The organism is Psychrobacter sp. WY6, assembly GCF_018448495.1.
GTDB lineage: Bacteria > Pseudomonadota > Gammaproteobacteria > Pseudomonadales > Moraxellaceae > Psychrobacter.
The window spans coordinates 987,769-1,010,940 of the sequence record NZ_CP049902.1; the positions used below are offsets into that span (position 1 = coordinate 987,769).

Below are 23,172 nucleotides of genomic sequence, written 5' to 3' on the forward strand. Positions count from 1 at the left end.
CAACATTTATGATTGCTAACAAAATTCACAATTGCTAAATGTAGCCATTTGCTCATCATAACGATTTTTTGGATAGTCATTATCATGACAATCGTTACTTTTGGGCATGATCAGCACTTTTGAGAATGCCAACCTAATTAAATCGAACAAATGGTTGGCACAGGCGCGCATTATACGTGATTTTGTAGTAATAATAAAGACCTACGCAAAATGACTGTGCAACACCAATAGGCAAAAAAAGCGTCAAGTAAAGATACTTGACGCTTTTTTTTAAACTTAAGCAGTGTTTTATAACGAGCATTGCCAACAGAAAGTAGAGCGAGTGCTCATTAAAAGTCTAAGCGTCAAACATGGCGCTGATAGATTCTTCGTTATTGATACGGCGTAAGCTTTCAGCAAGCATCGGTGCGATACTCACTTGGCGGATTTTGCTACAGGCTTTTGCCGCTTCAGACAATGGAATCGTATCGGTAACAACGACTTCGTCTAGCGCAGATTCGCTGATATTTTGTAGTGCGTTGCCTGATAGGACAGGGTGCGTAATATAAGCCAATACGCGACGTGCACCGTTTGCTTTCAATGCTTCAGCTGCTTTACATAGCGTACCTGCGGTATCAACCATGTCATCAACGATGACGCAATCACGATCACGCACGTCACCGATGATGTGCATGACTTGCGACTCATTGGCACGGGCACGGCGTTTATCGATAATCGCCATGTCAGTATCGCCCAACTGTTTAGCCATAGCACGCGCACGCACCACGCCGCCCACATCAGGTGAAACAACCATGATGTTGTCGTAATCTTGTTTTTGTAGGTCGTTAAGCAATACAGGCGTGCCGTAGATATTGTCTACAGGAATGTCAAAGAAGCCTTGAATCTGATCTGAGTGCAAATCAACCGTCATCACGCGATCGATACTGACGATGTTTAGCATGTCAGCGACGACTTTAGCAGAGATAGGTACACGAGCTGAACGAGGGCGACGGTCTTGACGGGCATAACCGAAGTAGGGCATGACTGCTGTGATGCGACCCGCACTAGAGCGACGCAAAGCGTCCGCCATCATCATGATTTCCATCAAATTGTCATTGGTTGGTGCACAAGTTGGCTGCATGATAAACACGTCTTTACCGCGCACGTGTTCTTTGATTTCTACGGCGATTTCGCCATCAGAAAAACGCGTGATATCAGCTTTACCAAGAGGTATATGGAGATGATCGGCTACGGTTTTTGCTAATTCAGGGTGGGCATTACCCGTAAAAATCGCCAAATAAGGCATGACAGAAGTCCTTGATTGACTCAAGCAGCGACCGCTAAGCAGTGTCAACTGCTCAAATTCAGAAAAGAGTGGTGAAAAGTTTGATGACTACTATTACAGTAAAAAATGGCAGGGGTAGCTGGACTCGAACCAACGGATGTCAGGATCAAAACCTGATGCCTTACCAACTTGGCTATACCCCTGTAATGTCTAGGCTGTGTACGTCGATATCTAAAAGCAACTTTTAATAAAAGTCATTGTTAGAATAGCGTCACGACCTGTTCGCTATATTATAAACGGATAAACCATTTAAAACATAACTTTCCCTAGCGGTGTCCATTGCGAACTATACCGAAACTGGGATAACGTTGTCAATGTCAATAAGATAAGCGGCTATTTATAAACCACCTATGATCACTGCATATTAAACGCTTCGTACTAAAAAATGGCAGGGGTAGCTGGACTCGAACCAACGGATGTCAGGATCAAAACCTGATGCCTTACCAACTTGGCTATACCCCTATTGAGGCGACCTATTATAATTAAATTTTCAGAATTTGCAAGTCATTTGCGCCTTTTTATGGCGTTTATTGAAAAATAGGTCAAAAACAACGAATATCGGGTCAATAAAACGCTTTACGTTGTATTTATAATCATTTTATTTGCACACTGCAGCTCAAACCTAACTCATAGATTACGAACTAAATAGGCAGAACAAGGCGCCTCTTCAATCCACTTTGCTAAAAGTGCTTTGTCAGTAGCCACGCTTGCATCCAAAGGCAAGAACACCGCGCTACCAGAGCCCGTCATTCGTGCTGTGCCGAGTGCTTGCGCCTCTAACCCTTGTAAGTAACGTAATGCTTCGCTGACGGCAGGAGCAAGACTGGTTACCACTGGCGTAAAGACATTTTGATAGGGCGTGGTCAGAGTTTGTACATAGTCGGCTTGTTTATTTTTAATTGTCTCAACCGATAGCACAGCGATATCACGTTGTAATTTAGGATGCGCGAACAGCTGGGCAGTATTAACGTGAGCATTGGGCGTCAATACTAAATATTGCTGGTCGGGCAACTTGATTGCGGTTAACTGCTCTCCAATACCCATCGCAATCGCATCTTGCCCAAAGATAAAAATCGGCACATCTGCGCCAATAGCGGCAGCAATTTTTATAAGCGTATCTTGATCAAAATTAAGCTGCCAAATTTCATTAAGTGTCATCAATGTCGTTGCGGCATTGGATGAGCCGCCACCCAAGCCTGCACCCATCGGCAAATGCTTATCTAAAGCGATATGCACCTGTGCTAACTGCTCAGGTAAGGTGTCTGACTGTATGGCAGACGCTATCAATGCACGCGCTGCTTTAAAAATTAAGTTGTCTTCTATATCGGCAGTTATAGTCTCTGCACCAGCCAATATTATAAGTTGGTGACAGAGCTCATTGGCATCTAAGGCATTATCTACCGTAGAAATCACCACATCATCCGTGACTGAAAAATGCAAATAATCGCCCCAATCGAGCAAGCGAAAAACGGTTGTTTTAATTATGATAGCCGTCAGCCCGTTGCCAGTAATGTGCAAAACAAGTTGATTTTTGCTGGCGATAAGCGAGAAATAGAAGAAGCAGGCAACACAGCTAAGTTCTTAATCATAAGTTTCAGTCATAAACGGCTATAGTAATCAATAATCAGCAATTTTCATCGTATTTACGTGACTAATCAATGATTGATCGTCATTACTACCTTATTGCCTCTTGTGGCAGTACGGCACTGATTTTATTTGGTAACTTGTCGGATCCTTTATAGGTGAAGCTTGCGGTCCATTCACCATTGACTGAGCTGATTAAACGATTTTGATCATCGAGCTGTGGTGCGCTATCGGAAGGCGCTGGGCGACCAGATATCCAATAGGGCATTTGTGAAATAGGCGCTTGCCACCCTGTGGCCTTTTTGAGCAAAGTCTCAGGATCATCAGCAGTTAAGGTACCTGTTTTTTCGCTGACTAAAGTGGCGGTTTGACCATTATACTCGATGTTGGTTTTACCAATGCCGAGCGCGCCGATCAGCTCAATGGCAAAGCGATCATTCTGCTGCCCCCATGCATAGAACGCACTGCCACCTTGAGTGCCTGTGGTGTCATTGGCGGGCATCGTTACACCGATTTTGCCAGTGATATTAAAGTTCTCAAGCTTTTGCGGTGGCTCAGCGTTTTGACCTTGTAAGGTCGCGCTGGGTTGGTTAGTAGCGTTTGCTGTTTTTAGTGATTGACAACCAGACGTGATGACGAGCGCGGTTGTCACGGCAGCGAATAGCGCCAATTTATTAGGCTTATTAGCATTGACCAATACTGACATGATGTTTCCTCAAAAATAGACAAATTTACGAAATCATTGTTTCGAAAATAGATTAGCTTAATGGTTGTATGTTACTCAGTTATGCGTGGCTGTTAGCATCTTATGAGTGCCTTGTAATCATAGCACGCAACGATTTGTCCACTATAAAACGGCGGGTCAGTAAAGTTGTATACGGTCATTGATATTGTGTTGCCCAAATGAGAAGCGCTGCTGCAAGTCTGCGAGTAATGCCTCGACTTTTTCATTGTTGCCTAAACCTTGATAAGCGCGTAGTAGTAAGCTGCCAGAGCGCAAGGTAGGAAACACATCGTAAGGGGTTTGCAGGTAGTCGATGACTTGTTGATAGTTTTCATTGGCCAATGCATTGCCAGCCAGCACATTCAGCGCTTGCAGGTGCAGCTCATTGTCATAACGTGGGTCATCATAGCGAATTTGAATGATGGCGGTGGCCAATGCCAATCCTTGTTCCGAACTGCGTTCATTGGCTAGCAATAGCTGCGCATAACTGAGCTGGTAGGAGAGGTTGGTTGGGTCAAGTGTTTGCAGATGATTGAGCAAGGTGCGCTTAACGATATAGTCGTCTTTGTCGTCAAGGAGCTGGGCGCGTGCAAACAAGAGCATTTCATTATCAGGATATTTGCGAGCAGCTTTGGTTAGTAGGCGCAGGGCTTCTTCGGACTCATTTTGCTGCCATAAAATATCGGCTTGTAGCACAAAGGTATCTGGCGCAAAGACGTTAAAGTCTTTACGCAGTTTTTCTAAAGTAGCAATCGCCGCATCTACATCGCCGTTAAGCAATTCAAAAGCCACTACTTTTCTACGAGCCTCTAATACCAAGTCTTCTAGCATGACACCATTAAGATAGTATTTGGCTTGGTCAAAGTGCTGCTGACGCTCGGCACTGATACCAAGATAATATAAGCTTGATCAAGGTAAGCGGGGTTTTTTGCGAGCATGTTGAGTAGCTCATCGGCACTGTTATATTCTTCGATATCTAAGCTCACCAACGCAGCCAACAAAGTAATCTCGGCATCATCAGCAAAGCGACCATGGGCATCCAGCAATAATTGCCACGCTTCTTGGCTTTGCTTTAAGTCAAGCAAGTAGCGAATCTCGTACAGATAGAGACTTTTACTATCGGGATTACGCAGGCGCGCTTGGCTCACATAATTGACGACGGTTTCAGCCGTGACGATTTTGCGCAGTATGTCTGCCTTTAGTGTAATAAAAGGTACATAGTCAGGCTGGCGTTCTAGCGCCCGATTGATATGGACAATGGCAATCTCAGGCTCGTTAAATTGGTAAAGCAACCCTGCTTTCAATACCGACAATGAGGCATTCTGCTCGCTATCTAGTGGTTGCAAAGCGGCAAGTAATTCACGTTTGTCTTCATCATTGTTTGGATAGATACCGATAAGGATTTCGCTTAAGTCCGCTCGAGGGTCATAAAGCAGAATACGATTCAAGGTTTCGCCAGCTAACAGATAATCGTGAGCTCGCAGAGCCAAATGCGCCACATAAAACCAAGCAGGCACGTGATCCGGATTTTGGTCTTGCCATGACTTGGCAAATTGTAACGATTTCTCAACCCTTTCGGTGCGTAAAGAAAGGCTGAGTGCTCTTTCAAACACGGCAGTTGCATCTTCTTTAAATGCTTGCTGCTTATAGATAGTAATCGCTCGTTGTCTATCACCGCGATCTGCTGCGAATTCTGCATCAAGCAGCGCATACAGGCTAGGCTCTTTGAGCTCAGGTTGCCATAAGGTAGTTGGCGCTAACCCATTAATATTGGCGACATTTTCTATTGGTTGTGTATTGGTAGGAGTAGTTGCTGATAGCGTTGAGCTATTATCAATGCCGTCGCTACTGAATGCCTTGTCGTTCTTATCAGCAATGGATAGTTTGGGTACATGGGCTTCGAGCGAGATATCAGGATGACTGGCATGAACGGAAGACGATCCTAAGCATAGGCAAAAGGCCAACGACAAGGTTAGCTTATAACGCTGGCACAGACGTTCGATAACCGCATGCAATAGAGCACGTAGATTAGATTGGTCGTCATGCACAAGTTGTGATCGAAATAATGACCCAAAAAAAATCATAGATAACCGTATTCGCCCATTGTTCATCTATATCGATAAGACAATTTTATTTTAATCATTTCAAACTAACTATTGGTAACGAGTACCCATGCCTGACATAAAAGCAGACTGATGCGATAAACAATAGTGCCCGTGTTACTCCGTTATTAATAGCAGCCGCTCTACCAAATCTTTGCTAACAAAGTAGGATTGGCTGATAACCTGTATCAACGGGGTCTTTCATTGGTTGTAAATCTTAGCTTAAATATTGTGAAAATATAACAAGTTAACGTCAAGTAAGCGAATGATTTCTATCCATTTCTATAAGCGCTCGCTAAAACATAGATATTGGTTTTAACAATCGTATCGGTAGTTGATTTGTTACTCATGTGCCCAGATACAAGCAAATAGCTATCATCGATAGCTGAGTGTTAATTAAAGCTGGCAATAATGATATAATAGGCGGCTTTTAGAGTCTTCCTTTCAGCGCTGTCGCCTACAACTGTCTTTTAAAAATAATGAGATAGCGTGGGCTGGCAGGTGAGCGTCATGTTTATGGTCTATCAATAATGAGATTAGTGGTCATTGGGGTCAATCACAAAACTGCACCAGTCGCTCTGAGAGAGCGCTTGGCGCTTGTGGGTGACGATGTGAATATCGCTCTCAAACAATTAGAGGCCTTTACTGATGGCAGTGTGATTGTTTCTACTTGCAATCGTACGGAAATCTATGCGCTTGTGCCGCAGCTAGCAGAGCCGCAAGATGTTCCCTCTATGTCTGCTAATGGCGCGGTCGGTGCTCAGACATCTTCGGCGGCTATTAGTGCTCATATCTTAAAAATTAAAGCGTGGCTTGCTGACTTTAAGCAGTTGTCACTGTCTGAGATTGATCCTTATCTTTATGTGCACCGTGACACTCACGCGCTGACCCATTGGCTTAGAGTTGCCGCAGGGCTTGACTCTATGATATTGGGTGAGCCGCAGATACTCGGTCAAATCAAGCGCTCAGTACAGCTCGCGCAAGAACAAAAAGCGCTGAGTAATCAGCTTGGCTGGATTATCGATCAAGTATTTGCTGCTGCCAAACGCGTCCGTAACGAGACCCAAGTAGGTGCTCAAGCAGTATCGCTTAGCTATGCGGCTGCCAAATTGGTGACGCAAATATTTGATGATTTGCCCAGTCGCACATTGCTGGTGGTCGCGGCAGGTGAGATGAACCGTTTGGTTGCCACCCACATTGCTGGGCTTGGTGTAGGTCGCGTGATTATTTGCAACCGCAACCCTGAGCGCGCTGAAGCGCTGGCAGTGGAGCTGCGCCGCGCAGGTCACTTGGTAGAAGTCAGACCCTTGCAAGAGTTACCACAAGTTTTAGCAGAAGCCGATATCGTTAGTAGCTGTAGCGGTAGTATGGACGTGTTGATTGATAAAACCATGACTTTGCGGGCGCTGAAACATCGTCGTTATCAGCCCATGTTGATGATTGACTTAGCCGTGCCGCGCGATATTGACTCGACCATTAGTCGTATTGATGATGTTTATCTCTACTCTGTCGATGATTTACAACACGTGATCGCTGGCAATATCGAACAGCGTAGGCAAGCGGCAGTCGATGCTGAACTGCTCGTTAGCCAATTAGTCGTTGAGATGGATCGCAGCTTTCAAGTGCGCCAAGTTGGTAAAGACATTCAGCAGTATCGCACGCATACGCAGGACCAAGTAGATAAACTCCTGCATGAATCCATTGCCAAGCTACAACAGGATAATGCCAGTCCTGAAGATATTATCATTGAGCTGTCACGCCGCCTGACACAGACGCTAACCCACGCACCATCGAAGCTCATGCGCAAGGCTGCCCGTGAAGGGGATAGTGAACTGCTAGACTTTGTGGTGTCTGGGCTGCAAGAGGCTCATCGCGGACGTCGATAGTCATTATTGACTGATCAAAAAAACGTAAGTGGCGCAAACCTTATTATTGCGCAAACATATCGTTGTCAACCTGCATTATCAGTGCTAATATCAAGCTGTTATGAGTATATTAAGCGATGATAATCTTTTGTTATACGCGAGCGGTTATTTTCTAAAAACCTTAGTGTATATGTTCTCGCTTGATGCCTATTCATCTCATCAGTTGTTAGTGACCATTATTAGCCTACCACCGCGTAGCCCCTATAGTGGCGCACCTGTTCTGTACGACTTTGTCTAAAATCAATAAAAACACGGCGTGCAAAACACAATCACCAACGGCAATAGCGCTAGGATAAAGTGCTATATCGTCAACCCTGCGTCATCTCGACTATTACCCCACATTAATATTCAGTTAATACTACCCATAGTAGTATCTAGCTGCTATGCAATCTAACGACTATGCTATTGGTCAGCAATGCTATTTGACAGCCATATTATTTAAAAAACGTTATTTGACAACAATGTTATCTAATAGAAGTATTATTTGGCTAAGTTGGCGAACAGTAGGTGTCTAGATTGGTTAGCGTTATTAAGGCAGGTTGGTTTAAGAGAGTATCTGGATTTTGCTATAGCCAATGCTTGAGAAAAATTAAACTATCTAACTATAAACTAGGAGCTTCCTATGACTGCATTACGTCAAGATATTGATCCAAACGGCTTATTAGAATACTCAGTGGTCTATACTGACCGCGCCTTAAACCACATGTCAAAAGTCTTTCAGCAAGTGATGAATGACTTATCTAGCGACCTAAAATCTGTATATAACGCCGAAGCAGTGGTCATTGTACCTGGTGCTGGTACTTATGGAATGGAAGCCGTTGCGCGCCAATTGGCCAATGATGAAGATTGCCTCATTATTCGTAACGGTTGGTTTAGCTATCGCTGGACGCAAATTTTAGAAAAAGGCAAAATCGCCAAGTCGTCTACGGTATTGACGGCACATCGTGAAGAGGGTGAGTTACCAAAACCATTTGCCCCTGTTGATATCGATGAAGCGGTTGCTAAAATTAAAGCAGAGAAACCAGCAGTAGTCTTTGCGCCGCACGTCGAAACCTCATCGGGTATTTTTATCATCAGACTATCTCAAAGCGCTAAGCGAGGCTGTACATAGCGTTGGCGGTTTATTGGTCATTGATTGTATCGCTTCAGGTTGTGTGTGGTTGGACATGAAAGACTTGGGTATTGATGTTCTCATCAGCGCCCCGCAAAAAGGGTGGAGCAGCACTCCGTGTGCAGGCTTAGTCATGTTAAGCGCTGCGGCAATCGAAAAAGTAGACAATACAGAATCAGATAGCTTTAGCTTAGACTTAAAGCAGTGGTTAAATGTCATGCGCGCCTATGAAAACGGTGGTCACGCTTATCATGCCACCATGCCAACCGATAGCTTACGTCAGTTCCGCGATACTATTTTAGAATCAAAAGAGATTGGCTTTGATAAATTGCGTGATGCGCAGTGGCAATTGGGCAACCGTATTCGTGAAGTATTAGCCGCTAAAGGAATTGAAAGCGTGGCGGCGAAAGGTTTTGAAGCGCCAGGCGTTGTGGTTGCTTATACCGATCGCGATGATATGCATAAAGGCAGTGCGTTTGCCGAAACAGGCATGCAAATCGCTGCTGGTGTACCGCTAAAAGTTGGTGAGCCAGATAACTTTAAAACGTTCCGCTTAGGTTTATTTGGTCTAGATAAATTGACTGATGTAGACGGAGCGGTACAGCGTTTTGAAACTGCACTTGATGAAGTATTGGCAAAATAATATCTTTATCTCGTAAGATGTTCTTTAAGTAAAAAGAAACTGAGCCCTTGTAACGAGGGTTCAGTATTTTTTTACCTATTTATTATATTTTATAATATAATGTATTTATATAAAACGACATCCAAAACTGTTTTGATAAAAATTGGCTTAGGTAAATATTATGAGTATACAAATAGATTGGCAGGCCTTTACGCCAATTTCCTTGGTAGGCGGTCTGATGCTAGGCGTTGCAACGGTCATCTTGCTATTGGGCATTGGTCGTATTGCGGGTATTAGTGGTATTTTCTCAAGTCTTCTTAAACCCAAGCGCGTCGAGATGTGGCAGGTGTTATTCATACTTGGTCTTGTTATCTCGCCATTACTTTATGGTCTGGTAAAACCGTTGCCCGATATAGAGATTAGTAGCTCTTTGCCACTGCTTATCGGGGCAGGATTACTGGTTGGTTTTGGGACACGTTTGGGTTCAGGTTGCACCAGTGGGCATGGTATCTGCGGTAATGCGCGACTGTCGCCACGATCGATGGCGGCGACGGTTACCTTTATGTTGTTTGGTATTGTGACCGTTTATATTGGTCGTCATGTCTTGGGTTTGATTTAATAGATTGTTTAGTCATTAAAATGCTAAAACTGTATTAAACACGACTTATAAAAGAAAAGTTTAGATTAACCAATGAAGTGCGAGACATAATAATGCTAAAAAATATGATTGGATTGTTTGCAGGATTGCTCTTTGGGGTTGGGCTATTAATCTCAGGTATGACCGATCCTGTTAAAGTACAAGGCTTTTTGGACGTCTTTGGTGCATGGGATATTTCTCTGGCACTGGTAATGGGTGGCGGTCTAATGGTGGCGATAGTTGGCGTGCAGTTGGCTAAGCGTCAAAAGACCAGTTGGATTGGGTCATCAATTGAGATGCCAACCAAAACTACCATTAATAAAAAACTACTGATTGGCGCGATGCTATTCGGTATCGGTTGGGGCTTAGTCGGTATTTGCCCAGGTCCCGGTATTGTGCTGCTTGGTACAGGACAATGGCAGGCTTATGTCTTTATCCCAGCGATGATAGTCGGGATGTTGGTGTATCAGTGGCTAGAACCTAAGCTTAATTAACATTGGCTTGGTTTTTTTAGCGCAATAAAAGGGTCAGTCTAATTCAATTAGGCTGACCTTTTTTTATCAATGATTTTTCATTAATATTAATGATACTTCCGTATTATTAAGGCTTAATGATAAAGTCTTACTTGGCGCTAGCCGTTACTTTTGGCGTTTCGTGTGCCAATGATTTAGCCGCTTGACGCAGCTCAAATTTCTGCACTTTACCGGTGCTGGTTTTTGGAATTTCAGCAAAGATAATATATTTGGGCACTTTAAAACCCGCCAAATGCTGCTTGCAGTGCTCCATCACATGGTCGCGCTGCAAGGTGCTGCCTTCGTGAATCTCGATAAAGGCGACAGGTACTTCGCCCCATTTATCATGCGGCGCGGCGACGACCGCACAGCTTTGGATTTCTGGCATTTTATATAAGACGTTTTCGACTTCGATACTAGAGATGTTTTCGCCACCTGAAATGATGATGTCTTTGAGCCTGTCCATGATTTTTATATAACCATCAGGATATTTAATGCCTAAATCACCAGTACGGAACCAACCATCAGCAAAGGCTTCTTCGGTGGCTTTACGGCTTTTTAGATAACCTTTCATCACCATATTGCCGCGCAATGCTAGCTCGCCCATTTCTTCGCCATCCGCGGCAACTGGCTCCGTGGTGCCTTGTTTAAATAGCTCAAAGCCAGTCATCAAATGTGACGTTACGCCCTGACGTGATTTTTTTGTGCACGAGTAGCGACATCCAGTTCATCCCATTCTGCTTGTTCCGCGCAGACGGTGACTGGACCATAGACTTCGGTAAGACCGTAAACGTGCGAGATATGAAAGCCCATAGCTTCCATGGCGGCGAGCATGGTTTCAGACGGCGGCGCACCAGCGACCCAGCCTTTGACTTCATGATTGATGGCGTCTTTATATTCAGCTTTGCCGCCAGCAATCATATTATGCACCACAGGCGCTGAGCAATAATGGCTGACTTTATGCTTGGCAATCAGTTGCAAAATCAAATCAGCATCAATCTTGCGCAAGCAGACGTTGACGCCCGCACGTTCGGCAATCGTCCACGGAAAGCACCAACCATTACAGTGAAATAATGGCAGCGTCCATAGATACATCGGGTGCTTGGGCATATCCCAATCTAAAATATTGGAGACGGCATTGAGTGTCGCGCCGCGGTGATGATAGACCACGCCTTTAGGCTTGCCAGTGGTGCCAGAGGTATAGTTGAGGGCGATAGCATCCCATTCATCTAATGGTTTTTCCCAATTATCCAAACTGTCTGCGCTGGCGATTAATGCTTCGTAGCTCATTTGCCCAAAGCGCTCAATATCGAGCGCTGCATCGGTCGCATGAATAACGATAAGATTAGGAAACGCTTCATCGATAATCTCAGCATGCTCAGCAAACTCGCTGTCTAAAATCAACACTTTGGCTTCTGAGTGTTGCAGACAGAAGGTCAGGGCATTGATATCGAGACGGGTGTTCAGTGTACAAAGCACACCGCCTGACATGGGCACCCCAAAAGCGCATTCGACCATCGCTGGCGTGTTCGGCATCATGACCGCCACCGTGTCATTTTTATCGATGCCTAATTTACGTAGACCATCAGCCAGTTGTCTGCAACGATCGTAAGTCTGTTGCCATGTTTGGGTCAGATTATTATGTTCAAGATCGTCATAGATAATAGCGGTTCTGTTAGGATAGACCTGAGCGCTGCGGATAATGAAGTCAATAGGGGTAAGCGGTTGATGGTTGGCAGCATTTTTGCCGAGACCTGTGTGGAAGTCTGTCATGGGGATAGTCCTTTATCTTGCTGTTATAATTCGGTGAATACGCTACAAACCTGCTATAAAGTTGGCTTCGTTATTTATCACTGCTTGCTAAGCTATTAATATTTTGCTGACCTTCCTTGTAGCAACTCGCCGATAGGTGACTCACGGTAAATATTTGTTCGTCCATTATAGACAATGCTCTGTGAAAAGCGAGTATGTTTTTAGCGCTTGCTTATATTGGATGGCATGATCAGTTAGCCTAATTCACATAGTGTTCACTCATCAGTCGCTTGTCTGCATAGCTGATGATAATAGCGGTGTGTTACGATACCAGTGATGTTAAATCCTATCGCTTAACTATTTCTAAAAGCCTCATTTTTAAAAATCTTAACTTTTAAAAAGCCCAGCCAGCTTTAACAAGCATTTCCACAAACCATTCATAAGGAAAATGATATGTCCGCCAGCCGCACTGCCAATACCATCGAAACTGCTAGCACCAATGAACACTACCCACATTTATTTGAGCCATTAGATTTGGGCTTTACGACGCTTAAAAACCGCATGGTGATGGGCTCAATGCATACTGGGCTTGAAGACCGTTTTTATAACTACGGTAAACTGGCGGCGTATTTTGCAGAACGTGCCAAAGGTGGCGTAGCGATGATGATTACCGGCGGTATCTCGCCCAATCGTGAAGGTTGGTTGCTGCCTGCTGGCGGTACCATGAATACGCGTGCTGACGTCATTAACCATCAGCGTGTGACCCGTGCGGCGCATAAATATGACAGCAAAATCATCATGCAAATTTTGCACAGCGGTCGTTACGGCTATCATCCGTTTGTCGTCTCCTCTAGTCCAATAAAATCACCAATTTCACCCTTTAAGCCGCGTAAGATGAGCATTAAAAACATCGAACAAACGGTAAAGGATTATGCCCGTTCGGCTAAACTTGCCAAGCAAGCGGGTTATGACGGTGTGGAAATCATGGGCTCAGAAGGTTATTTGCTCAATCAGTTTTTATCGCGTCATGTAAATCAACGTACCGATGAATATGGCGGTGATATTCAAGGTCGTATGAAGCTGGCGGTCGATGTCGTCAAAGCCGTACGCGAAGCTGCTGGTGAAGATTTTATTATTTTATTCCGCTTGTCAGTGATTGATCTGGTCAAAGACGGCAACGTGATGGACGAAGTTATTACCGTTGCCAAAGCGCTAGAAGAAGCGGGCGTGACCATCATGAATACTGGTATCGGCTGGCATGAAGCGCGTGTTCCGACGATTGTCACCAGCGTACCGCGTGCCGCTTTTGTTGATTTCACCGCTGAGATTAAAAAGCATATCAGCATCCCCATGATGGCGGCCAACCGTATCAATATGCCAGAAACGGCAGAAGAAATCGTGGCTAGTGGTCAGGCGGATATGATTCAAATGGCGCGTCCATTTTTAGCCGATGCCCATTGGGTCAATAAAGCCAAAGATGGTCAAGCCGATCGTATTAATACCTGTATCGCCTGTAACCAAGCCTGCCTCGACCATACCTTTGAAAACAAACGCTCGACTTGTCTGGTCAATCCACAAGCGTGTTATGAGACAGAATTGGTTTATAAGAAAACCAAGAAACCTAAAAAAGTCGCCGTCATCGGTGGCGGTGTTGCTGGTATGTCAGCGGCGCACGTTGCTGCCTTGCGTGGTCATGAGGTAACCTTGTTTGAAGCAAAAGATATCTTGGGCGGGCAGTTTAACTACGCCAAAGTTATCCCTGGTAAAGAAGAGTTCTTTGAAACCATTCGCTACTATATCAACGAGCTTGAGCATTTAGGCGTTGAGATTAAACTTAATACCAAAGTCGATAAAGCCATGCTTGAGAAAGCCAAATTCCACCATGTCATCGTTGCAACTGGTGTTGTTCCTAGAAGCCTTGCTGGCAAACTGGAAGGCGCGGATTTGCCACAAGTGATGAGCTATGCTGAACTGCTCTCTGGTGAAAAATCCGTCGGTGATACGGTTGCCGTCATCGGTGCTGGCGGTATCGGTTTTGATGTCAGTGAATATCTGACCGCCAAACATGGTCAGCCGCTTGATGAGCTGGGCCCTGAGCTGCTAAAAGACCCAAGCTATCGTCCAAAAGCGCAGTCTATCGAAGAGTGGCGTGAAGAGTGGGGCGTGACTAATGATACTAACTATCAAACTGAGGGTGGACTTATTAAGCCTGAAGCTATCAAACCTATCCGCCAAGTGTACTTGATGCAGCGTACCAAAGGTCGCTTGGGCAGTGGGCTGAATAAAACGTCGGGCTGGGTACATCGTGCCCATGTCAAATCACACGGTGTCATCCAAGTATCAGGTGCTCAGTACGATAAGATCACTAATGAAGGCATTTGGATCACCAATAACCAAGGTCAAAGCCAGTTGCTACGTGTTGATAGCGTCGTGGTCTGTGCTGGTCAAGAGTCAGTGGTTGAGCTGATGCCAAACGTCGGTGATGCACCTGACGCGCAATATCATCTAATCGGTGGCGCTAAGCTTGCTGCTGAGCTAGATGCTAAACGTGCTATAAGAGATGGTGCTGAGGTTGCGGCAGCGATTTAGGGTTTAGTTCAGAAGTAATGAGAGCGGCAAGATAGATTATCTTGCCGCTTTTTTGTTAGATAATATAGACTTGCTCAGTGTATAGATGATCGGAAAAAGCTATAAGTATCTTTAAATTACTATTTGGATAAAGGCTAAGAGGTATGAGAAGGAACACTTTCAATTTGGTGACGTAAATTTTAAATGGGGTGATAAGTTATCTGATATAAAAGCTCAGCTTCCTGAAAAAGATACGGTAACGCATTCTTATGAAGAAAGCTATATGCCTGAAACAGTCACTATAAAACTGTCTGAAATGTGGTCTCTTAAAGTTGCTTACTGTCATTTTAGTGCAGCAGATGATGACCGATTGATAGATTCAATATGGATCAACATCCCAGCACAACTATTTAATAGACAACCAATGATTAAAAAGCTAATAGCATATTTAGGATCAGAGTCAAACTACTCCTCCGATAGCCATTACTGTAGTGGTAACGTAGTAGAACACTGTGAATGGATATTTGATATTGTGTCATTGGCGTTAGCATGTATGGCGGCGTACGAGAGGAAGACGACGAAAGAATTATTGGCTGTTTATCTATATCATTAAGTGATGTAGAGCTTTTAGATTCATTGTATTCAAAGCCTATACGTGATGTAGAGTATAAAATGGCTGACGAGGTTGATATCAGCACTATCCAACTTTTTCAGACACAGCAAGCACAGAGTATGCGACGGTCAAGGGAAAGAGAAAAGTTTCCGAACCATCCTGCTGCTTTCGTCATCCGAGCATTCGATGGGCTGCACAAAGACATGCTTTTTCAAACCCCATTACTTGTTAGCTCAACATAACTGAATCTGAAGTTTGCACGTGGCAATCTATGACAGGAGATTAATTTATCGAACTATTGGCAAACTGTAAAACTAGAGAATAATATTTCATCTAAGTGGACTAATCTTACCCACTAAGTCTTTTGGTGTCTGCTATGTTCGATAGGAGGTCTGCTAATTATTGACGAAGATAGTAGACCTGAGACAAAAGTATTTGTTGAGCATATTGAAAAAAAATTAAGTCTAAGATAGCGTATTACGAACATATAACTGTTAGGTTACCTAAGTTAATATCTGGCTCATCATTATCATTGGCTCATGTTTTCAATATCACCTAATGTGAGACCAGTTCTTGGGTGCTATAAATAACGATACCTTCATCGTCAATTTTACCATTCATGACCAATTACCGATGCGATTGCTGGCTTCTTGATTGCCTTGGTCGGCGGCCTTTTGTACATTCAAAGCTTCGTCATAGTCTTGCGGCACGCCATAGCCATTCTCGTAGAGACCACCAATATTAAGTTGTGCCACATCTAACCCTTGGTCAGCCGCTTTGGCATACCACTCAAAAGCTTTGTCATAGTCTTGCGTCACACCATAACCGTATTCGTAAAAATTACCAATATTATTTTGAGCGTCAAAAGATCCATTGTTAGCTGCTAGTAGATACCACTGCATTGCTTTTTGATAATCTTGCTCAATACCAATACTCTCATGATACATAATTCCGAGATTGAATTGAGCATCAGAATCTCCTTGGTTAGCAGCTTGCTTAACCCATTCAAATGCTTTTTGATAATTTTGATCTACGCCTAAACCTTCATAATACATAATACCTAGATAATGTTTAGCAGGGGCATAGCCTTGATTGGCAGCTTTTTCAAATAGTTCAAAAGCTTTGTCATCATCTTCAGGGACTGAGTCACCTTCATAGTAGGCTAGTCCGAGTTTATATATTTCAGCAGGAGTGCTTTGATTTGACAGTATCTCTGTATTTGATGACTCTGCTGAGCAAGCAGCAGCCATCAAGCCACTAGAGAATAACGTGACCAGTAATAAAGACTGAATTAAAGGGGTGATTTTTCTTTGATACATCAAAACCTCATTAGGAAACTTTATTTAATTGGCTGATTCGGACTCACTTGCTCATAAGTTTTACCCTGTGGTACGGGTATGCAATCGACCTTTTTTTGCGATTGATCAATCAAGACATGGCTTTATAATTGAAACATCAGCTGAGTCACCTTCAAAATCAAGTTTCTGATTTAAACATTCAATTTTGCTAATCAACTGTTGTTCTTGTTCTTTACTTAGACTCTGTTCATCGTTGTAGTCTTTCTTAGGGTAGCGGTTGAAATCAAGTGCTAAACCATATTCTCTTCTAATAATATACTGCAAGTAATCTAACTGAAAATTTTTTCTTCTTATGTCTTCTGGTAAATCATTACTATCACAATCACATATAGTTTCATACCTATTTAGAATAAGTACCTGTGCGTCACCAGCTTTTACTAGTACTTTAGGCGAAGGATAGTAAATAGAAGCCGTACTATATCTATTCCATGCTGTACCATAGTTCTGCTGAGCAAACTCAATGTCTCCCTTTTTTCAAGATTAAGCAAAAATTGATAGCTTTCTTCTTTTTTAGCGAGGCTTTTAGGAGCTTTCCATCCATCAACGACATGACGTAAAATGGCTTCAGAATCTTCATATTCGTAAACTGTCGAATTTTCTGATGATGAGAGCTCGCTGTCTATTATGGACTTGTCATGGTCTTGAGAAACAATACGTGTCTGCTCATGATCAATATCATCGTTAGAGGTACATGAGGCAAGCGTTATTAGTACGCATAAAGTGAAGGCGACTTTTATCATTATATTTTCCTAATTATCAGCTTGCCTACGTATCTTAGATCAGTTCGACGATGACTTATTAAATAATCGTATATTTGATTCCATAACTTAAGATCTAGTACAGTAACGCAACCTTCAGAGATAGCACCTACATGTACGTAACGGTTATTAGTCTGATATTCTATAGGGAACCATACTTGATGACACTTTAAAGCAGGGTACGCAGGTTTATATTGTTCTGTATACTCTTTATCATGAGGAACATCAGGGACTAATATATTGTATGTTCCCTCGGGCAAAGGATTCAGTGAATCAGCTCCTATAGTAGTCAACGAAACGGTTGCTGTATTTCCCGTAAAACTTAAACGTGCAGGAATTTGCCTGATATCTTTACGAATTACAGAATATATGGTACGTTCTTTGCCCGAATATATAACTTCTATCACAGCACCAGAAGAGGATATGGTAGGTTTTTCTCCTGAAAGGTATAGCTTCGCATTTCCATCAGTAAGTGAAGCTAACTTACCCTTAAAACTCCCATCCATTATTCTAAAGTAAGTTCTTCCTTCTTTACTGTTAGTAATCTGAATTTTTGTTCTTTCACAAAGAGATGCAGATTTTGAATTATCCAATCTAACACGAAGCCAGCCACTATCAGTCCCGTCACTTTCCTTAGTGGATTTAATAAATCTTACTGGACTTACCTGCTGTCTAGAACCAGTATTAGTATTAGTCTTTGCTCTAATACCTAAAGTTTTTAAAAGCCCATCCATAATTAATCCCTACTTAAAATATTAAATAAAAATAATATTTATACTTTTTCCGATGTCAGTACTTACGCGTTTAGTCAAGCCTTCTGAATCGGTTGTACCAGTAGCCAAAACTTCTTGCGTTTCAGTGTCAAGAACTTGATAGTCCACGTTAGATATAGGTTGATCATTTTCGTCTAAAACTTGAAATTGTTCGTCATATTGTTCTTCGGAGGAATTACTCATATCCGACTTCGGAAACACCAAAGGCGCTGCCTGCGCAATACTGCCTACATCAAAACCTGACTCCGCAAATGACTGCTGAATAGCAATCAGCTTAGCGCCGCAGCTAGTAACATCGCCGCCACGTGCAATAGGCGCACCATCGACAATAAAGGATGCATCACCACTAAGAATGGTGGTGACCTTTTTGCATTTTTACATATAACTTTATCCGCCTTTACGCGCGACAGGGATACCGTTATGAGTGGTGTGCGCTGAGCCGGAGATGACCGTCCCACCGTGAGAGGTCTTTGCGCCGACGGTGATATAGGCTGCCATAGTGCTACCTTGCTTAAACGTTTAAAGTTTGGACTTTTATAGCGGATCTATTATTTGCATCACATTATAGATGGCTAAAGCGTAAAATATCAAACTTAAGTTTATCTAAGAGTATGATCTAGACAGAAAGACTAATCCGTGCAAAGTATAAAGGCGATTGAAATACTGACTGCAATAAGAGATTGAGCCTCTTTATTCATTATTAATAACAAGCAAAAATCTAACCTTCCATTTCCCTAAGCAGCCACACAGACACGTCATCAATCTGCGCTGCCAAATCAGAATGAGCCTTACCTAATTCGTCCAACTTGGCTTTAATAGGTTCTTTATTATATTTAACGCCAGTCAGGGCATCTTTTAACTGGTCAATCAGTTCAACGTTTAGCGCATCAGAGAAGATACCACATCGCGTATCACTGCTTGCTTCCACATCAAGGTGCAAGTCAATAATACCCCAATCAAAGCGTGTCTCAATATGATGGGAAAATTCAGGTGTTTTGCCAAAGCGCCAACCCCAATCTGCCATTTGCTGATAATATTTATTGAGTGTCGGCTGCTGCGCGAGACTGGCTTCATCCAATTCTTCTACTGGCGTAGTGTCGCCATAATCTTTGTCGCGATAGTATTCACAAAACGCTTCGATAATCGCATCTGATAAGCTCTCGTGATTAATCGACTCGTTAAACTCAACCAAGTTTGCGACGCGAGCGCGGACGGATTTAATACCTTTGGCTTTTAGTTTTAGCGGATGTGGATTCAGATAATCGCCCAGCTTTTGCATATTGGCATTGACCAATAATGTCCCGTGATGAAAGCTACGATCCGCCGCATGTTTAAAAGCGCTACCTGATATTTTCTTATCGCCGACCTGCATGTCGTTACGACCAGATAAATCCGCGTCTATGCCTAACTTTTTTAGCGCATTAATAATAATGGTGAAGTTCGCTGCTTGATCGTAGTCGGCTTTGGGCGATAAAAAGGTAAAGTTGGTATTGCCCAAATCATGAAACACCGCGCCACCGCCACTCTGACGCCGCGCCAAAAACACATTGTCGGCTTCCATCTTATCGATTTTGCATTCAACCCATGGGTTTTGCGAGCGCCCAATGACAACGGTTTCGCTATTGCGCCATAAGAACAGTGTGTGTGAGTCGGGATTAAGGGTATTAAATATCCAATCCTCGGTGGCGAGGTTAAACCAAGGGTTGGTCACGGCAGATTTTAAGATGCGCAGTTTCATGTTTGTCCTTTTTTAAGGTATGAGTTTAAGAGTTTTAAAATTAACAACTATTTTATACGGGTTAAAATAACAAAAAAAAGTTGGCAAAAAAATCTATAACTTTTACTGACTTTATGGAGTGACTAGGTATAATGCTACCTAACATAAGTTTGAGCGATTTTATATTGGATTAATGCCTACTAAAATGGTTTTTTATAACGTAGTAGAATCGCCCATAAAATACTCATTATTAAAATAGTGACACTCAAAAATGAATAGTACACCAAGGAAAGTCAAGTTCTCTACTATCATGAGCCTTCTAAAAAAGCCAATTGCACTGTTTTTTGGCTTACTATTTTCTTTTTTTGCCTTGCTGATGTTCGTTATTTTTACCCTGATATTCTCTTTTACGGGTAATGACAGTCCAAAAATAGACTATGAGTTAATCGACTCTCAAGGTATAGAAACGAGCGCTGAAGTCACTGATATTGAGGTCGAAAGCAACGTAACCATAAACGATGTTCATCCGACAATCATCTCATACCAATACTTCAAGAATAATGAGGCAGTTAGATCTAAATACAAAGTTCTGGAAGGTGAAAGGATCGAAGCGCTCCAAGTTGGCGATAATCTCGCTATTAAAGAACTAAATGGTCAATCAATCATACAGAATTTGAAGCCTTACCGCTTTCCAGTGGCGTTACTTTTTTTGATACCTATACCGTTTATGCTATTTGGCCTGCCATTTTTAATGTATTTATTTATTAGCACCAGAAAAGAGCTAAAGCTCTACAAGTACGGGCAAGTTGCTACGGCACGTATCGTTTCTATGATGCCAAAATACGCCATTCCTATTATCAATTTAGGACAAGGTGTCATCGTGCATTATGAATATGAAACGAGAAGTGGCAATAAAGTGATAGGAGAGTCGTTAACCACGGACTTCTCCATTATAAGTGATAAAAGAACAGGGGATGAGGTTTCTATCTTTGTAGCGACGAACAATGAGGCTCAGTCATGCCTCATTCCCAAGCTAGAATCGCTTCGCAATAACTGGGATATAGTCCCTGTGTAGGTTGGATAAATGAGCTACTGCTATGTTTAGCTATGCGGGGTTAGAGAATATTGGCTCCAATAAATCTAACAATAAAAAACGCTCATCAAGAGCGTTGTTTTATCTAACCCAGCTTTATAAACTTTCAACACCCTACCCAAAATCCTCTTTCAAAATACTCGCCAAATTACGCTCCGCAAGTCCCGTGATAAACACATATGGATTGACGCCAGCGCTACCGGGGATTAACGCGCCATCTTGCACGTAGATATTTTCGTGCCCTTTGACTCGTCCCACTTCATCAGTCGCTTTGCCTAATACGCAGCCGCCAAGCGGGTGATAGCAGAAATCATCGCCGAAGCCTTTGGTAAACAGTAAGCTTGAAGTCGAGCCACCATTTACTTTGGCGAGTTTTTCGATCAGCTCTTTGGCAGCATTTACTGAGTACTCGTTTTGCTCACGTTTCCAGTTGAGTTTGACGGTTTTGGTGGTCTTATCATAGTAATAGTTGCCGCGTTCTGGATTGTCAGTGATGGCGAGATATAGCGTCGTCCACGTCTCAAGTCCTAACGGTAATGGCGCGAGTTCGGCAAAGATTTTGTACTTCGAGCCGTCTCTATCACCGTCCCACATATTGATGCCTTTGACCGGAATGGTAGATTGGGTGGTGCCAGCCGCGTGGACGAAATTGCGTCCCGTCATGATGTTACCGTTGGGTCCCCAATGCTGTCCAATATGCTCGTTTAAGTTATTAAGCTTGCCTTCCGCTTGGCTTTTAAGCAGTAACTCTGAGGTGCCCGTACTGCCAGCATTAAGGAAGAGCTTATCGCAAGTGTAATGCTCCACTTCATCCACGCCGCGAGTTTTATTGATGACATGGACTTCTAAACGCAGTTGGTCGTTATCGAGCGCTTGAATGCTATTAACTTTGCGCAAGGTTTTGACCGTGACATTGCCTGTGGCTTCAGCGTTTTTTAGGTAGGTTAAATCCAGTGAAAATTTGCCCGCATTGTTGCCATAGATGACTTCACCGCCGAGCGCGGATTTATACACTTCGCCGCGGGCTTCTTTTTGCATATAGTCAAAATCGTAGCTATTACCGAAAAACTCTGTTTTTAGTCCCGCTTTTTCGGCTTGGCGTTCAGCCGAACGAGTAAATTCGTAGTGCTCGGATTGATTAAAAAATGACTCCGGAATTTGGCTGACTTTTAATTCTCGCATAGCACGCGGGAAGTAAGTGTCGTACATCTCATCAGCATCAATCCAAGGGAACGTTTCTTCAAAGTGCGAGCGTCTGGGCTGAATGGCAATCGCGCCATTGACGATAGAGCCGCCACCATAAGCACGCCCTGCGAAGACTTTCATATCGTCGTATTCGATTAAATCCAACACCCCAGGATATTTCCTGATTGGAATTGGAATCGGGATAGGAGCGTTTGGCATATTGCTAAACCAGCTTGAGCGTTTATCAGCGTTAATCATTTTGCAAAAGGTATCGTGTTTGGGGCTTCTATCCCAGCGCATCCCCATCTCAAGGATTAAAACCTTGTGACCTTTTTCGCTCAATCGCAGCGCCGATACCGCACCGCCATAGCCACTACCAACGATGATATTAGGAAAATGCCCAGCTTGAGTAATTTTGCTTGGTAGCTTTGGCTGCTTGGCAAGCGTTTGGCAACCACTCACCGCAGCGGAGGTGCTGATAGCGCCTAAGCTTAAACCCATGGCTTTAATCAGTTGGCGTCGTTGCATGGTGTATCCTAATTTGATATTTAAGCTAAAAAGCCCGTATGAAATAATATTAGCTTTTGACCGCAGAGATGCGCTAAGCCAAGCGATCATCATATTAGCAAACATAGGTTGCGTTATTATTTCAGTCACGCGATTGCTGTAATACTTATAGGCAAATCGGGCTTTCATTCAACGATTATTCTTGCCAGCTTTTAGTCAATGTCTTATCCAGTCACTTAGTCAATTGTTTTTAGAGTGACGTGTAAACTTGACCGAATAGAGAATTTCGCTTATCATCTTGTTTCAA

At 43.2% G+C, this 23,172-nt stretch carries 16 protein-coding genes, 2 tRNA genes and 4 pseudogenes; 7 read left to right on the forward strand and 15 right to left on the reverse strand.

The window, feature by feature from the left end; translation table 11 throughout:
- Nucleotides 1-337: 337 nt before the first annotated feature.
- The 7 genes and pseudogenes from G7Y90_RS04980 to G7Y90_RS05010 all read right to left on the reverse strand — a co-directional run bounded on the left by G7Y90_RS04980 (nucleotide 338) and on the right by G7Y90_RS05010 (nucleotide 5,680).
- Complete coding sequence (locus G7Y90_RS04980) at nucleotides 338-1,285, reverse strand: ribose-phosphate pyrophosphokinase (protein ID WP_045452669.1); 948 nt, start codon at nucleotides 1,283-1,285, stop codon at nucleotides 338-340.
- 106 nt (nucleotides 1,286-1,391) lie between these two features.
- A tRNA-Gln gene (locus G7Y90_RS04985) sits at nucleotides 1,392-1,467 on the reverse strand.
- Nucleotides 1,468-1,710: 243 nt separating this feature from the next.
- Nucleotides 1,711-1,786: transfer RNA gene (locus G7Y90_RS04990), tRNA-Gln, on the reverse strand.
- 165 nt (nucleotides 1,787-1,951) lie between these two features.
- On the reverse strand, nucleotides 1,952-2,842 hold the full coding sequence (gene ispE, locus G7Y90_RS04995; RefSeq protein ID WP_250163556.1) for a 4-(cytidine 5'-diphospho)-2-C-methyl-D-erythritol kinase: 891 nt from the start codon (nucleotides 2,840-2,842) through the stop codon (nucleotides 1,952-1,954).
- Between the two features lie 137 nt (nucleotides 2,843-2,979).
- A pseudogene (lolB, locus tag G7Y90_RS05000) lies at nucleotides 2,980-3,614 on the reverse strand (lipoprotein insertase outer membrane protein LolB).
- Nucleotides 3,615-3,770: 156 nt separating this feature from the next.
- The gene (locus G7Y90_RS05005; RefSeq protein WP_250163557.1) at nucleotides 3,771-4,463 is read right to left on the reverse strand and encodes a tetratricopeptide repeat protein; all 693 of its coding nucleotides are present in this window, start codon (nucleotides 4,461-4,463) and stop codon (nucleotides 3,771-3,773) included.
- Complete coding sequence (locus tag G7Y90_RS05010; RefSeq protein ID WP_250163558.1) at nucleotides 4,457-5,680, reverse strand: tetratricopeptide repeat protein; 1,224 nt, start codon at nucleotides 5,678-5,680, stop codon at nucleotides 4,457-4,459. The genes G7Y90_RS05005 and G7Y90_RS05010 overlap by 7 nt, the downstream gene beginning before the upstream one ends.
- Nucleotides 5,681-6,264: 584 nt before the next feature.
- On the opposite strand from G7Y90_RS05010, the gene hemA reads away from it, so the two are divergent.
- The 4 genes and pseudogenes from hemA to G7Y90_RS05030 all read left to right on the forward strand — a co-directional run bounded on the left by hemA (nucleotide 6,265) and on the right by G7Y90_RS05030 (nucleotide 10,523).
- A complete protein-coding gene (gene hemA / locus G7Y90_RS05015; RefSeq protein ID WP_201580773.1) occupies nucleotides 6,265-7,620 on the forward strand; it encodes a glutamyl-tRNA reductase in 1,356 nt (451 codons plus the stop codon).
- A gap of 661 nt (nucleotides 7,621-8,281) precedes the next feature.
- A pseudogene (locus tag G7Y90_RS05020) lies at nucleotides 8,282-9,413 on the forward strand (aminotransferase class V-fold PLP-dependent enzyme).
- Nucleotides 9,414-9,573: 160 nt separating this feature from the next.
- Nucleotides 9,574-10,011 (forward strand): YeeE/YedE family protein, encoded by a 438-nt coding sequence (locus G7Y90_RS05025; protein WP_055123579.1) that lies wholly within the window; start codon nucleotides 9,574-9,576, stop codon nucleotides 10,009-10,011.
- Between the two features lie 92 nt (nucleotides 10,012-10,103).
- Nucleotides 10,104-10,523, forward strand: a complete 420-nt coding sequence (locus G7Y90_RS05030) for a DUF6691 family protein (RefSeq protein ID WP_250163559.1) — start codon at nucleotides 10,104-10,106, stop codon at nucleotides 10,521-10,523.
- A 127-nt stretch (nucleotides 10,524-10,650) separates the two neighbouring features.
- Here the strand turns inward: G7Y90_RS05030 and G7Y90_RS05035 are convergent.
- Nucleotides 10,651-12,314: pseudogene (locus G7Y90_RS05035) on the reverse strand (AMP-binding protein).
- Nucleotides 12,315-12,746: 432 nt separating this feature from the next.
- On the opposite strand from G7Y90_RS05035, the gene G7Y90_RS05040 reads away from it, so the two are divergent.
- Nucleotides 12,747-14,882, forward strand: coding sequence for an NADPH-dependent 2,4-dienoyl-CoA reductase (locus tag G7Y90_RS05040; RefSeq protein ID WP_193009237.1), 2,136 nt, complete (start codon nucleotides 12,747-12,749; stop codon nucleotides 14,880-14,882).
- Between the two features lie 528 nt (nucleotides 14,883-15,410).
- Nucleotides 15,411-15,716, forward strand: coding sequence for a hypothetical protein (locus G7Y90_RS05045; protein ID WP_250163560.1), 306 nt, complete (start codon nucleotides 15,411-15,413; stop codon nucleotides 15,714-15,716).
- 375 nt (nucleotides 15,717-16,091) lie between these two features.
- On the opposite strand, the gene G7Y90_RS05050 is transcribed toward G7Y90_RS05045, so the two are convergent.
- From G7Y90_RS05050 to lplA, 6 genes and pseudogenes are all read right to left on the reverse strand, one after another.
- Nucleotides 16,092-16,793 carry a tetratricopeptide repeat protein gene (locus G7Y90_RS05050; protein WP_250163561.1) on the reverse strand — a complete coding sequence of 234 codons (702 nt, stop codon included), beginning with the start codon at nucleotides 16,791-16,793 and terminating at the stop codon, nucleotides 16,092-16,094.
- A 416-nt stretch (nucleotides 16,794-17,209) separates the two neighbouring features.
- A complete protein-coding gene (locus G7Y90_RS05055) occupies nucleotides 17,210-17,572 on the reverse strand; it encodes a hypothetical protein (protein WP_250163562.1) in 363 nt (120 codons plus the stop codon).
- Nucleotides 17,572-18,324, reverse strand: a complete 753-nt coding sequence (locus tag G7Y90_RS05060) for a hypothetical protein (protein ID WP_060490284.1) — start codon at nucleotides 18,322-18,324, stop codon at nucleotides 17,572-17,574. The genes G7Y90_RS05055 and G7Y90_RS05060 overlap by 1 nt, the downstream gene beginning before the upstream one ends.
- Before the next feature lie 21 nt (nucleotides 18,325-18,345).
- Entirely contained in the window at nucleotides 18,346-18,546 is a 201-nt protein-coding gene (locus G7Y90_RS05065) for a hypothetical protein (protein WP_250164040.1), read from the reverse strand.
- Between the two features lie 141 nt (nucleotides 18,547-18,687).
- Nucleotides 18,688-18,861, reverse strand: a pseudogene (locus G7Y90_RS05070) (PAAR domain-containing protein); the annotation flags it as partial.
- A gap of 220 nt (nucleotides 18,862-19,081) precedes the next feature.
- On the reverse strand, nucleotides 19,082-20,101 hold the full coding sequence (lplA, locus tag G7Y90_RS05075; RefSeq protein ID WP_250163563.1) for a lipoate--protein ligase: 1,020 nt from the start codon (nucleotides 20,099-20,101) through the stop codon (nucleotides 19,082-19,084).
- 250 nt (nucleotides 20,102-20,351) lie between these two features.
- On the opposite strand from lplA, the gene G7Y90_RS05080 reads away from it, so the two are divergent.
- Nucleotides 20,352-21,155: a DUF3592 domain-containing protein gene (locus G7Y90_RS05080; protein ID WP_250163564.1), complete on the forward strand. Its 804-nt coding sequence runs from the start codon at nucleotides 20,352-20,354 to the stop codon at nucleotides 21,153-21,155.
- Nucleotides 21,156-21,287: 132 nt separating this feature from the next.
- On the opposite strand, the gene G7Y90_RS05085 is transcribed toward G7Y90_RS05080, so the two are convergent.
- Complete coding sequence (locus G7Y90_RS05085; protein ID WP_250163565.1) at nucleotides 21,288-22,886, reverse strand: GMC oxidoreductase; 1,599 nt, start codon at nucleotides 22,884-22,886, stop codon at nucleotides 21,288-21,290.
- Nucleotides 22,887-23,172 lie beyond the last annotated feature (286 nt).